10 protein-coding genes and 1 pseudogene are annotated in these 14575 nt (G+C 31.8%); 1 reads left to right on the forward strand and 10 read right to left on the reverse strand.

Translation table 11 applies throughout. The annotated features are described in order from the left end of the window. Positions 1–73 precede the first annotated feature (73 nt). The 8 genes and pseudogenes from ICI50_RS06680 to ICI50_RS06715 all read right to left on the reverse strand — a co-directional run bounded on the left by ICI50_RS06680 (position 74) and on the right by ICI50_RS06715 (position 11062). On the reverse strand, positions 74–607 hold the full coding sequence (locus ICI50_RS06680) for a helix-turn-helix domain-containing protein (RefSeq protein ID WP_244040387.1): 534 nt from the start codon (positions 605–607) through the stop codon (positions 74–76). A gap of 129 nt (positions 608–736) precedes the next feature. Next, the gene (locus ICI50_RS06685; protein WP_173009061.1) at positions 737–1153 is read right to left on the reverse strand and encodes a GtrA family protein; all 417 of its coding nucleotides are present in this window, start codon (positions 1151–1153) and stop codon (positions 737–739) included. 29 nt (positions 1154–1182) lie between these two features. Continuing rightward, a complete protein-coding gene (locus tag ICI50_RS06690) occupies positions 1183–4116 on the reverse strand; it encodes an LTA synthase family protein (protein WP_188891369.1) in 2934 nt (977 codons plus the stop codon). Further along, entirely contained in the window at positions 4113–5798 is a 1686-nt protein-coding gene (locus ICI50_RS06695; protein ID WP_188891371.1) for a glycosyltransferase family protein, read from the reverse strand. Before ICI50_RS06695 ends, ICI50_RS06690 begins: the two co-directional genes overlap by 4 nt. Continuing rightward, on the reverse strand, positions 5795–7486 hold the full coding sequence (locus tag ICI50_RS06700) for a cell division protein (protein ID WP_188891373.1): 1692 nt from the start codon (positions 7484–7486) through the stop codon (positions 5795–5797). Before ICI50_RS06700 ends, ICI50_RS06695 begins: the two co-directional genes overlap by 4 nt. 3 nt (positions 7487–7489) lie before the next feature. Then, complete coding sequence (locus ICI50_RS06705) at positions 7490–8419, reverse strand: glycosyltransferase family 2 protein (protein ID WP_188891375.1); 930 nt, start codon at positions 8417–8419, stop codon at positions 7490–7492. A gap of 337 nt (positions 8420–8756) precedes the next feature. Further along, positions 8757–10074 (reverse strand): annotated as a pseudogene (locus ICI50_RS06710) (IS4 family transposase). 187 nt (positions 10075–10261) lie between these two features. Then, positions 10262–11062 carry a helix-turn-helix domain-containing protein gene (locus tag ICI50_RS06715; protein WP_188891377.1) on the reverse strand — a complete coding sequence of 267 codons (801 nt, stop codon included), beginning with the start codon at positions 11060–11062 and terminating at the stop codon, positions 10262–10264. Between the two features lie 257 nt (positions 11063–11319). Here ICI50_RS06715 and ICI50_RS06720 point away from each other — a divergent pair, with 257 nt between their 5' ends. Continuing rightward, a complete protein-coding gene (locus tag ICI50_RS06720; protein ID WP_188891379.1) occupies positions 11320–12702 on the forward strand; it encodes an IS3 family transposase in 1383 nt (460 codons plus the stop codon). A gap of 5 nt (positions 12703–12707) precedes the next feature. Here the strand turns inward: ICI50_RS06720 and ICI50_RS06725 are convergent, their stop codons facing one another. Both ICI50_RS06725 and ICI50_RS06730 read right to left on the reverse strand, forming a co-directional pair. Further along, positions 12708–13589, reverse strand: coding sequence for a helix-turn-helix domain-containing protein (locus ICI50_RS06725; RefSeq protein WP_188891381.1), 882 nt, complete (start codon positions 13587–13589; stop codon positions 12708–12710). 147 nt (positions 13590–13736) lie between these two features. Next, entirely contained in the window at positions 13737–14546 is an 810-nt protein-coding gene (locus ICI50_RS06730; RefSeq protein WP_188891383.1) for a helix-turn-helix domain-containing protein, read from the reverse strand. Positions 14547–14575 lie beyond the last annotated feature (29 nt).

Below are 14575 nucleotides of genomic sequence, written 5' to 3' on the forward strand. Positions count from 1 at the left end.
CGAGAAAGGAACTCCTTTTTCTAATGTTTTTGAAAATTAATTTAAGGAATCATTCATCCTTACACAAACTATTTTACGGTCTCTCTAATTCAGTTGAATTTTCTAAAATATAATCTATAAATGCACTTAATTCACTAAAATTATATATAGATGTAGAAATTGCTAGATTCCAGAAATTCTTTTGTTTTCGCAGATCCACTTTCAGGCATTTACTCATAATCTCTTTTTGAATTTCTTCAGGTATTTCATAAACTTGTCGATTCAAAGCAGCTAACATCAAGTTAATTTTTAAAATTTTAATCGTATCTCTTTTATTTAAACTCTTCTTAATTCTTTTTAGTTGATTAATATTACGATTATTAAAAGCAGTATAAATTTGCTTTCTTAGTTTAACCTTAGGCAGGTTTTCTTCATCAAACGCTTCAAAGAAGTCATAAAGCGATATATTATGCGCCTTTAAAATTGCTAATAGTTTATCAAAGCTAAGGTCACTTTTATCATGTTCAACTTTAGAATAAAATGATTCACTAATAATTCCTGCACACATTTGTGACTGAGTTAAGTTTAAAAATTGTCGTATCTTTCTAAGCTGATATCCAATGGTCATTAATTATCCCCACTTTCTGTGTCTATCGTAAATAAACATAAGGATAAAAACTTGAAATCTTCCATATGGAAGATTTTTTAGATTATGATTAATCAAAAAGACCATCTGTAAATTAATACAGATGATCCTTTAAATCTTGTTCTTACTTTTCCTAAAAGTAATTATCTTATTAATTATGAATTGAATCAGCGTTGCGACAAAGGTAGCAATAATCTTCACTATCAAGTGCGGAAATCCCATTTTTGTAGCAAAGATAAATAATGAAATAGTAGTAAAGATAGTAGTAATTTGTCCCACTAAAAAATAAGAAATGAATCTTAATATTAATCGGTCATGGACTTTGAAATTAGCATATGAATTCCAAAAGAAATTATTAATTATGCCAAAAGTTGAAGAGATAATATTAGCAATTTCAACGTTCATTTTAAAATGAGTTAGAATTGTATAAACGCCAAAATCAACTACTAAACCAAGAACGCCAATCAAGACATACTTTATTAGCTGAATACAGCTTTCGGAATGAATTAGTCTATCTATTTTTTTCATATATTTCGACTTTCACTAATCTTTCTTGTTTATTTATAAAATCCTTCAGCCCTTAAGCTATAAGCAGAACCATCAGTCATATCATACTGGATCAATTTATAATCTCTCAGAAGAAGTCTCTGCTTTTTATTTAGTTTATTACTAGAAACTTTACGTCCTGACTGGTTAATAAGCTCTGGATTCTTTTTACCCTTGTAATTAACTGTAATAGTAGGTAATTCTTGCCAAATTCTAGTTAAAAGCGCTTGGTAAGGTGTAACTTTCGAATTAGTTTGTGCCAGGGTCATGGCAATAAAATTACTTGCACTAACAAAGGAAGTTCTATCGGTTAACTTACTCTTCACACCATGTTCTCGTGCGTACTTGTTTGCATAAATAAAGTAACGAGTGGAATGCATTTTAATTGGATACTTTGCTACATAGTTTTGAACTATTATCTTAGGATAATGATCCCCATAGAACACGAATGTAATTGGCTTGTTAATCTTATCAATTTGATTAATAAATCTCTTTACAGCTTTACCTGTATAATTCAAGCCTTTAATATAAGTGGCCATTTGTTGTTTGTCAGCTTCATCAAGCAACTTACTACTGAACAAATTGGCATAATTGTTCTTAGAATACCAGTTATTATATGGCATATGATTCTGAATAGTAATTATATTCATAAACTGCCCTTGAGGATAATCCTTAATTTGCTTTAACCCATTAGAATATGCAGTAAAGTCAGAATTATAAGGTGATTTATCTATTTTATGCTGATCGATAACTGGGTACTTTGAACCATTATAGATAAACTTGTTAAATTTAAATCTTTGATAATCCTCAATTCGTGAATAATAGGTCCCATTAAATGGGTGAATGGCGGAACTATAGTTAAAGTCCATACCAATAGTTGGATAAAATTGATGCTTCGGAACAATTTGAACGAATGGAATTACAGGCGTTTTGAAAATACCCATACTTAATCCTGTTAAACTTGCCCATTCCATATCTCCAGTTCCACCACCATATCCATCGGAAAGCATAGTTCCATATGTGCTAGTATACTTTAAAGACTGAATGTATTTGATTGGATTAACAAAACCGGGTTTAAATTTCATTTCTGGAAAAGTGTACGGATCAACGAAACTTTCACTCAGGTTGAAAACAATAGTTTGTTTATTTAATTTATTCTTTCTTTGTCGATTGATTTTTTGAGCTACTTTTCGATATCTGGCATTTATCCGATCAATTCTATCCTTCGTATATCCTTTTGGTTCATTCATTACATGAACTTGATCAATATAATCTAAAAAGGTAAGAACCGGTCCATGCAATTGAAGATCTTGTTTAGAATTGTTAAAAGAAGATTTATTACCAAAACTGCGACTGATGTAGTAGATTACGTTCCCCTTATGATTAAAATGAAGTGGCGTTATCAAAACCAAAATACTTAATAAGCCTAGGATTAATTTCTTTTTCCATGACACGGTCAATTTAATTGGATGTTTTATCTCTAAGAAAACATCCAGGATGATCACAAGTAAAATTACTATTTCACTTGCCAGAATCATTTTTTGGTCAATCATTGGAATCAAAGTTTTAACATTGATTACTTCGTTTAAATCGTCAGGAAAAATTGCATCCCCTCTTATATTTAGCTTTATCTTATTAGCAATTGACCAAAAAATTGTTAATAGACTCACTAATATTATAGAAAACCAATATCTGGTATGTATTAAATATACCAGCATAAACACAACATACAAAAAAATAGCCGTTAAAACTATCGTTCCAGTTTCTTGTGCTAGTAAAAAGGTTATTGCATTACAACTAGTATTATTTAATACACTGACCTTTAAATGATCAGACACAATCAAATAAGAGCTAAAGCTTAAAATAAGTAACCAAACCAAAGTTAATAAAGCTACTTTATTTTTTTGGATCCAATTAAATAGTTGATGACAAAACCTGCTTAAAAATTTCAAAAGATCATCATTATTACTCAATATTTTTTTAACTGATCTAAAGTTTAAAATAAACCTTCGGTAGAAAAAAGTAATTCCATAATCTAATATCAATAGAATCACTATTGAGAAAATGAAATTAAGATGGTCTGGCAAGAAAGATCTTACCAGGAAGAAAGTATCATTTTTAGCTTGTGCAAAAATAATTACTGGTATAAAGATTATTAAGTTATTAACACTTAACTTCTTAATTGCTTTTTCAGAAATTAGAAAGAGAGTGATAGTCACAATAAATACTAAAGGCGAAGTTATATTCGACAATAATTGATAATTCCAGTCAACAACTTTTCCTCGTTCAAGTCTTTGATACCAGTAAATAGCATAAAAGCCATATACTCCAAGGATCATGACCAATAATGAAATAATTGTTGAGATAGTGAGACTAATACGAAACTTTCTTGAAGTACGTGTTTTTGCTAAAAACATTCCCCAAGCAAAAAATAGAATCAAATATAGACCGTATATTGATTTATCAAAAGAATATTTCCCCACTGAAATAGTAAAACCTAGTAATGTTAATGCTATTAATAATAATGTATTTTGTTTTGCACTAAGTCTTGCTTGCAAATCATACAAGTATGGTTGGACTAGAATACAACAAAGCAGTCCGGTTAACATAGCCGAACTACTAGTTAAGACTGGAAAAAATATATGCAGTAATTGCCAGATATTCATGTTCTGAGGATATCTGATCCAGTATGCTAGATATACAATCATTAAAGTTATTACTGCCAAAATCCAGTATATAAATACATTAACTGGTTTTATTTTCTTACCGCTGTATTTATACCCCAATATTAAAGATATAAGTATAATAAACACATTATTTAGTATTGAAGCAGACAAGCCCTTGAAGGATAAAACCATAAAATTTGATTGTCCACCTAATATTTGTAAAAATGCAAAGATGCTAACCAACATCCATAAAAGGTATTTCGGTATTACTTTTCTCATAAAACTTCACTCTTGCCGTTTCTTCGTTCTTTGATTGTAAATGAAATACCTGATACAGATATTATTATCCAGCTTAAGATAGCAATGGTTACAAGCATCTTAAATAAGAATGAGGTCTTAAAACTAAGAATTGCAACGTTTTTACCAACTAATTGTTTAACTCGAGGCATTCCTACAGCATTTTTGTGCGCATTACCAACTTGTTTACCATTTAATATCAATTGGGATCTCTTATAGATAACTAAAGGTAGTGTGATTTCTTTTAAGGATTTTCCTTTCCAACTAATTTCTAATCTTTCTTTAGAAAGGACTTTATGTTTAAACCTGCTATTAGAATCCTTTAAAGTCTTGCTATAAACTCGAATAGCTTTTCTACTAGAAATATTCTTATACTTAGGCAAATAATCCGGTTCTGTTATAATCTTTTTTACAAATAACTCACCTGGATTCTTAGACCTAACGGCAGCAATTTGCCTATGATTTTCTTCCGTATTCAGCATAAAAGTATTAACAGTATAAAAACTATTCAATCTTATTGTACGATTATAACTACTTAAAAATACTAAACTAAGCAATACAATAACGCCTACGCTAATTTCTCTATTATCTTTTTTCACTATTTCATTAGCTGTTATTCCAAGTGCAATTAAAATTAAAGGAATAAACAAAACACTAATTCGTCTTGGATATTGAAATGTTTCTTTTAAAATTGGAAAATGCTGTTGAATCAATCTCCATGGAAAAATTTTAGTAGACAATACTCCGAATACAACTGCTAGACTTGTTATAAAACTATTTAAAAAACATTTTTTCCAATGGATTATCACGTAAACCAATTGAATCAAATATACGACAATTGTAAGTATGGTAAAACGACGAAGAGAAATTGCTCCTCCTGTCATACTTGTAGAAATTGGATTAAATAGATTCTCACCTAATTTGGCATAGCAAAGGCTAAACCAAATATTTGCTGTAAGTAAGAAAGTTATCAATACAGCAAAAAGCAAATCCAACCACATTCTTGATTTACTTTTTGCTTTTACTAATCCGCTAATAAAGAATGGTAATAATAGAATTATAAATAGAACAATACTTAAAACATGGATTTGCGAAACTATTCCCATAATCAACGCTAATTGTATCCAATTAATTGGTTTTTCATGGTTAGTTACCATTCTAATTCCACATAATAAGACGAACGGCACAAGCATGGAACTAATTGATGTAAAAGTTGAACCACTACTCCATAGTTTTACTTGTGACATATAAATAATACCTACTAAAGTACTAATTATTGTATTGTTAGTTACCTTTTTAGAGCATAAATACATTCCAACACTTGAAATTAAAGATATTAAGAATGTAGTTATTATTTGAAAATTAAACCAATTCTTTACTAAAAGCAGTAATCCGCCCATCAGATATGCAAAAAATGGCCCATAGAAACCATTAATTATTCTGCCGGTCTGATTAAAACTATAATTCATTTGAAAATAACTAAAATTATGGTTCTTAATTTGTTCGGCCGCATCATAAAAACGAGAAAAATGAAAATAACTATCTGCAACTACGATAGTGGTATGCTTTTGAATTTGATAACTAACCAAAAGAATGGCAACTACAATAAATACCAGATATGGCCAAATCTTTTTTAATATACCTTCAACTTTTTTATTTATCATTTTGTAAATTTCAATCCAACTTTATATAAACCAAAAATTAATAATATAACCCAAGAAACAATCGTTACCCACAACAATACATAAAAATATGTAGGAACTTTAAAACTCAAAATTGCGCTGTTGGCTCCTTTTCTCTGTGAAATAATTGGGCTTCCTACCGGATTTTTCTTTCCATTAAAATGTTTTCCGTTTACAATCAGTTCACTTTGAGAATACATTACTAATGGCAATGTAACCTTTTTACTATTTTCAGCATTCCATTTGAGTATTAAACGATTGTGATCTACAAAATGCTTATAACCTTTCTGTTTCTTTAGTACTTTCTTCCTATATAAATTATTCATTTTTCCAGGAACATAATCTTTAGAAACTGAAAGGTAATCAGACTGTCTACCATAAACTTTATTATCAAAGATCTTAGATAAATCCTTATCTTTACTTGCACGCTGCACTGTAGCGCTAACTGTATGATATGAACTAAAATAACGCGTTGTGCGTACTGTTGAAACTATGCTTTCAATTAATGCAAGGCCAACAAATATAATAGATATATATTTTTTCCAATTTACTTGCATAAAATTAAGTCGAATTGTTAATCCTATTCCCAATATTAATAATGGGTAAGCAATTACTATTAATCGATACGGAAATTGAAACAATGATTTTGTGAATGGAAAAATTCTTTGAACAACACCCCATGGAAAATAAATTGAGGCTACAGCCAGAATGATCAAACCATAAATAGTAACAGTTGTATTAACAAGATTCTGCTTAAAATTACGAATTATGAATATGAATTGTAAGATAATTAAAAACAACACTAACGGTAATATGTGACCAGATACTGTTCCATAAGTTCCAAAATAACCTTTATATCCACTTAACTGAACTCCACCCAATCTCAAATCATATGCATCAGGAGTTGCAAGTCTATTAGAAGAATATAAAGCTATATATGCTCCCCAAACATTTGCTGTTAAACATATAGTTCCAAGAATTGCTTTAGATAACTCAATCCATATTTTATCATTTTTATGTATGCATAAACAAATTATAAAAAAGGGTATTAACAAAAAAACAGCCATTAAAGTACTCAATATATGAATTTGAATAATTACGCTCATAACTACCATTAACTGTATCCAGTTAATCGGTCTTTTCTTGTCTATAATCATTCGTACACCACACAGTAAAACTAGTGGCATCCATGCTTGTCCCCATCCATTAAAAGTATTACTATTTATATATGATGGGATCATACCAATATTTATAAAAAGAATACTCAGAAGTACAGAAAGTGGTTTATTAATTTTTACATATTGCAAAAGGCACATCATAGTACCTGCACCCAATAAACAGATAAAGTAATCTGTTAAAATTTGATAATTAAACCACGTTTTTACCATCAATAAAATTAATCCATTTAAATATGCAAAACCTGGTCCATACAACGCATTGATGACACGACCGGATTGTTGGAAACCATAATTTGATTGAAAAAAACTAAAATTATGATTATGTATTTGCATCGCAGCATCGTAAAAGCGAGCAGAATGAAAGAATGTATCTGCACCGCTTGTAAAAACTCCTATTTTTAATTGTGGCCAAATCATAATCGTTGTTACTGCAATAAATACTAAATATGACCAAACTACTCCCCAGACTTTTTCCCACTTAATATTTTTCATTCATTATTCCTTTTCTTTAACTATATAAACTGGACGATTTTTAACTTGAAGATAAATTTTTCCAACATATCGGCCAATTATACCGATACACAGAAGCTGCAATCCCCCAATTAGCAAAATAACTGCAACTAAACTTGCCCAACCAAAAACACTTGAAGCTGGACTGACGATTTTTCTAATAATAATGAACAAAATCCCAAGCAGGGATAATGCAAAAGAAAAAAGTCCAATCCAAACTGCAAGGTTCAAAGGTGCTTGGGAGAAATCTGCAATTCCATTCATTGCATATTTAAATAGTTTCCAAGTAGTCCAATCAGTCTCACCAGCTACACGTTCAATATTGTGATATTCAAGATATTTGGTCTTAAATCCTACCCATGAAAAAATACCTTTGGAAAAACGGCTATACTCTTTCATAGATAAAACGGCATCAACCATTTGTCTGGTCATCATACGATAATCACGCGCACCCGGTACAATTTGAGTCTTCGATATTTTATTGATGACAGCGTAGAATTTATCACTTAGAAATGATTTAAATTTATTCTCACCTTTGCGATCTACACGCCTACATCCCACAGAGTCATATTGACCAGACTTAATCAAGTCATACATTTTAGGCAAAAACTTAGGTGGATCTTGCAAATCTACATCCATTACTACAACATAGTTGCCTGTTGCGTTTTGCAAGCCTGCATATAATGCGGCTTCTTTACCAAAATTACGTGAAAAGGAAATATAGTGAACATGCTTATCCTTTTCACGTAATTCTTTCATCTTTGCCAAGCTAGAATCCTTTGAACCATCATTAACAAACCAATACTCTGACTCAAGATTAGAAATTTTTTCTAATACCTTATGTACTGCTGAGTAGAATAACGGTATAGATTCCTCTTCATTAAAACAAGGCACAACAATTGATAATTTATCCATTAAGCTTTATTCATCCTCTATTTATTTCTCACCGACCTTTAAATTATAAGAATGGATAAACTGTAAATTTATATTTCTGCATATTTTTCAATTAAAAGAAAAATTTTAATTGAATCTCCATAAATAGAAAAAAACATCCGAATCCTATAATTAGGTTTACGAATGTTCATTAAATCTCGAAGATATATTTTATTCCTTACTTTGTAAAAGAAATTAATATTTTTCACTGTTGATATAAGCTACTTGAACTAATTGAAAATTATTTACTGAAACTTGAAAGCATTAAAACTAACCAGATTCCTTATCGGATCTGGCTTTTTCACTACTAATTTAGTTTTTAAGCTGTCCTAAGAAGCTGCTTTTGCATGAAAACCGGCAATAACTTGATAAAGTTGTCTAATATTTGTTCAACTGTGGCGGAAATTTCTGCTTTTACTTTTTTTAAGGCTGTAAGCAGGTAGACCAATGCTTCTTCAAAAGCTAAATCGGGCGAGGCATCGTTCATTAAATAAAACAAATCGCCTAAGGTTCGATCATCGATACTCTGTCTTTCTTGCCAGGCCAGCAGATCATAAGTCAAAGCAGTTATGGCAATATAGTCGCATTGCCCGTCATAGCTTTGAATCTGTGATTTGTTTAAGGCTAAGTATTGCTTGGCTGCTTTAAAATAGGTTTCGATCTGCCATCTGCGGCCATAGAGCTGAATGATTTCTTGCGGACGCAGCTTGTATTGCGTGGTTGCCAGTACCAAATATTTTCCTTTACCGCCGCGCTTAGTGACATAGACTAATCTAATTTGGAAAACATGTCCCTGATATTCAGCTTCGACCACGCTGCTATAGAGATAGTCTTCTTTTTGACGCATTTTGGAAGCAGCTAAGCGCTCGTACAGGCCTTTGACATCATAAAGGCGGCCACGGTAACGATAATAAGCTTTCTTGGTCTGCTTAAGCATGCCTACGCTGTCTAACCCTAATTGTTTCAGCTGCCAGAACATTTTAGGTGAAGAGAACCAGCTGTCGAATAAGACGTATTCAGCCGGTATGCCCAGCGCGACAGCCTGCTTAAGCAGCTCCAGCGTGACAGCGTTCATTGGTCTTTGAGCCTGGGTTCTTCTACGACCGGCAATTGAGCGCTGATCAGCAGTAACAGGCTGATTGCCAATCATATTCTCTTTTTTCTTAGTTGACATCAAAGCAAAATTAACCGGCAAGAAGGTATTGCCATCGCTCCAGCCAACAGTTAGACCACGATAGCCGGTTAAAAATTCATGCTTGTCATATGATCATAGACTTTAGCCAATAATTCTGTCTTTTTAGAACACGGTCTGGCCATCAGCGTATCATCAACGATCAAAGCTAATCTTCGACGCCGATCAATTGCTGGCTTCAAAACAGAAATCAGCTTGACAGCAGCCAACCAGACCAGCTTCTGCCAGTTTTAGCAGTAAAATTCTTGGCGCGCTGACAGCGGTTAAGCGACTTTCTCGCAAATCTAGCCTTGATCATCCAGGTAATAACCATTAACAGGCTAACCAGGGAATGTCGTCTAAAATTTACTTTTTTGCTTAGCCCAGCTAGACCAATTAGTTTAACAAAAGCAGAAATTAAGGATTCAGTGTCCTTTTCTTGGTCAAATTGCGTTATACTTTTCATTGCGTAGGATCTCCTTTACTTTGGATTTGACACTTAAAGTATAACGCGGAGAAATCCTGCGTTTTTATTTTTTAGCAAGAAAAGTCGGAAACCATACCGGAAGAGCATGATTTCCGACTTTCAAGTTTCAGTTATTTAAAGTTATAACTATACTAGTTATATTTCAACTATCAGAGACTTCATAAATTCATTCCGTTTCAAAATTATTTTTAATTCTTTCAAAACCAACAGCGTATTTACCATACCCACATAATTTAAGAACTCTTACAATACTCTCTAATTTGACTTCATCCCCACTAAATAAACATTCATAGCAATTCACCAAAAGTTTTTCCAAAAAAATATAGGAAGTTGTAGGAATATTCTTAAAGAATTTTATTACCATCTTAGCTTCCTGCTCATCCTTTTCTTTGTAGCAACGATTAAGGAAATGCAATAAACTATGACATAAAAGTTGTAATGAAAAATCACATAATTTACCTGATTCAGTGGAACTTATCAAGTAATTCATAATGATTTTTAATGTTCTAAACTCAACAATGGGAACAAGTAAATTAATGTAAAATAGAGTATTTATATCTAACTTGCCAATTCTTATAAACTGTCGTTGTGCTTTTTCAATGGTCCCCTTAGGTAACTCCCCAATCTGGTCATTTAAAATAGAAAGCATCAGTTTAAACTCTAATTGATATTTCTTTTGAGCTGGTTTTAACAGATGTTGATACTTTTTCAATCTGTTAGCATCATCATTAATAAATGACTGCATCACACGCTTCTTGTCATGCACTGTCTTATCAGCAGAAGCAAAAAAATCATATAGCGAAATATTATGATAATTCAGTATGCTTATTAAATCACTCATACTAATCTTACTTTTATTATTTTCAACACGTGAATAAAAAGATTCTGTCACGATTCCTGCACAGAACTCTTCTTGCGTTAACCCTAAAAACACCCTAGTATTCTTTAGTTTTTTACCGATATCCATCCTAATCACTCACTTCGTATTTGTTTTTAATCAATATTACGAAGGACAAATACTAAATTCTGCAAATAGTCCAAATGGACTTTTTTCATAAGTAATAGTCAATTCAGCATTTATTATCACTAATAGAACTAGATATTTAGTAAGATCTGCATATTTATATTTTTTATGCTTTTTTTAATTTAAAACCAATAAAAAAGCCAGGGCGGCTGCCATCTTGAAGTGAGACCTAAAAGTGAGACACTTTTAGGTCTTTTACTATGTCTAAATTTAATAAAGAACAAAAGATAGAAATTTATCGTAAATGGAAAGATGAGAAAATCTCAATCAGTCAGTTGTCAAAAGCATATAAAATGAACTTAGCTAATCTGGATTACATGCTTAGATTGATTGATATGCATGGAACAAATATTTTGAATACTAGAAAGCGGGTTTATTCTAAGAAGTTTAAAGAACAAACAATTGAACAAGCTATCTTTGGTACTAAGTCAGATGTTCAATTATCTCTAGAATTAGGTTTCAAAAGCATTGGCAGGCTTAACAATTGGCTTATAGAATACAAAGAAAACGGGTATAATGTCATTATCAAACAGAAAGGACGTCCTGCCCGTGGTCAAAGAGAGTCAAAAATTGCGCAAGGAACTGGAGAAAGAGATCCAAAAGCTGAAAGAAGAAAACTTGCGATTGCGTATTGTGAACGAATACGTAAAAAAACTGCAGGCCTTGGATCAGGAAAAAGATCAGAAGAGATAGCTAAGGCAATTACTGATCTAAGGCATGAATTTAAGGTCAGCTGGGACTATGTGCTAGAAGCAATCGCTGAGCATCCAGAACTGCCCATAATTGCCAGAAGCTCTTACTATAAGATCATTAAAAGAAAACCTAAAAAGCCTAAGCGCCCTAAGCTTATTGCCAAGATCAAAGAAATCTTTAATCATCATCAAGGCCGTTATGGCTATCGCCGAGTAGCGCTGCAGCTAATTAAAGAAGGCTGGAACATTACTGAAAAAACAGTTCGCTACTGGATGCATAAACTAGGCCTTAAGGGCATTAGACGCAATAAGCGCAAATACTCGAGCTATAAAGGTACTATTGGCAAAATAGCACCTAATTTGATTCATCGTGATTTCTTTGCGCCAATGCCTAATATGAAATGGTATACTGACATCACTGAATTTCACCTTAATGGTGAAAAGCTATATTTATCGCCTATTTTGGATGGTTGTGGAGGCGATATAGTTTCTTATTCTATTTCAAGACATCCAGATATGGATTTAGTAATGACGATGCTTGATAAAGCTTTCGTTAAAGAAACAGCTCTTAATAACTGCACTTTTCATACTGACCAAGGCTGTCAATATCAGAGTCCCCAATACCAACGTGCCTTAAAACTTCAGGGCATTACTCAAAGCATGTCTAGAAAAGGCAATTCCATGGATGATGGTTTAATGGAGAACTTCTTTGGTCTGCTTAAAACAGAGATGTTTTACGATCAAGAGTACAAATACCATAGCCTTCAAGAATTAACTCAAGCTATTAAAGAATATATTGAATACTATAACGAAGAAAGGATAAAGAGCAGATTAAAAGGCTTAACTCCGAAAGAATATCGGAATCAAGCCTCTATTAATCCTGTATTTTAAACTGTCTAATTTTTAGGTCTCAGTTCACCTTCCCTAACTTTTTTAAGTACTTTGTCAATTTCTTCTGCCGTAGTATAGTATGAATAATGCAATGCTAGTATATAATCTCCCTTCATTTTCTCGTATGCCACTGCCGGGATAGATGGTATCTTCCTTAAATATAAACTCGCTTTTTTTACTTCTTGTTCATTAACTCTTACCTGAGTTAAACAGATACGTAAATAATTATATGTAATAGTAGCTAATAATTTAATAGTTTCATCTTCATAGTCAGAAAAATAAACCAAATTATGAAAAACGGAATGGACCAGTCCTTCTAAATCATCAAAACTGTATATTTCCATCACGTTAGATAATATCCATAAAGAATTTATATCCCATTTTTCTATTTGCCAAAAGATTTTCTTTATTTTAGTTTGAATATCTTTTGGAAAATCAGCTAGATTACCATCTAATTTAGCGACCATCAATTGAATTACTTCTTTGATCAAAGTATTAGGACATAAATTGCCTATTTGAATTAACCTTTGAGTATCCTGAGCGAAGAAAGCATTATCTGCTTCATGCTCATATACAGCAAGATTACTCTTAACATTTCCAAAATCAACTAAAAAAGAAAGAACTGACAGATTATGTTGTTGTAAAATTTCAATCAAATCAATAGCTCTAATTTCACTCTCACCTTTTTCAATAGAAGCAAGATAAGAACTGTTAATTATTCCATGTGCAAATTCTTTTTTATTTAAGCCTAAAGATAATCGTAGAGCCTTTAGTTTCTCACCTATTGTCATATCTGAAACCTCATTTTTTTGATTTACAGTTTCATCATAGAAATGAATGAATCCATCTTCTGCAAATAGTCCAAATCGACTTTTTATTTGAAGCATTTAATTATTTCACTTTTTGTATTTTTACAAATAATATCTGCAGATATACTTTTAAAAAAACGAAATTTCATATTTAGGTTTACAATAAACGCAAACGCCGAGAATCTATTATCTCTAATAAATTCTCGGTGTTCTTTTATCTTATTTTTAATCTAAAGTATCTTGAATCAAAGGAAGATAACCACTCTTTTTCAAAATCTTTACTACCATATCTTTATTTTCCTGATCATTATCAAAAAGAGCTTCATAATAAGTAGCAATAATACTATAAAATCCAATCACTGGATCAAGTGGCAGTGACCGCAAAAAGTCAATTGCTCTTTTAGCATATGCGTTACTAGCATGCTGATGATAACAGCAATTTAGAAAATTTACTGCAATTAAAGCAACAAATTGAAGAGTAAAAGTATCTTTAATCTTATTCTTATGAAATGCCTTAAAAGCCGAATCGACATAATAATACGCATCATCAATATCTAGCAAAATAATAGCCTGGCTCAAATAATGATAAGTTGGTCGATCCCATTCTTTATTCAAAATCAAAGATTTAATTTTCTTCTTCATTTCAGGAGTAACCATCTTATTGGAATGAAGTACCCAAGCATAAGCATCTTGTAATCTAAATTCTATGTTAAAAGGAATTTTTCCATCTTTTTTGACTTGAGCGGAGATTTTATCTATAGCTTCAAGATCTTTTTTATTTTGCGCAAAAGAAATTTGATTCAACAATTCAAAATTAGGTTCTTCCTTAGATGTTTGAAAGTTTAATTGTGCGAAGAAGCCAGTAACATCAAAATGATGTTCACTCAGAATACTAATCAGTACCTCTGCATCAACGGAATGAACACCACGTTCAATTTTAGAATAAGCGGAAGGTGTAATAATCCCAGCAGCCATTTCTTTCTGCGTAAGTCCTGCACGTAAACGAGTTTGTTTTAACGCCTCACCTATGGTCATTTGCTTTTGCTCCAATCAATATACTTAAT

It is taken from the genome of Lactobacillus kefiranofaciens (assembly GCF_014656585.1).
Classification (GTDB): domain Bacteria; phylum Bacillota; class Bacilli; order Lactobacillales; family Lactobacillaceae; genus Lactobacillus; species Lactobacillus kefiranofaciens.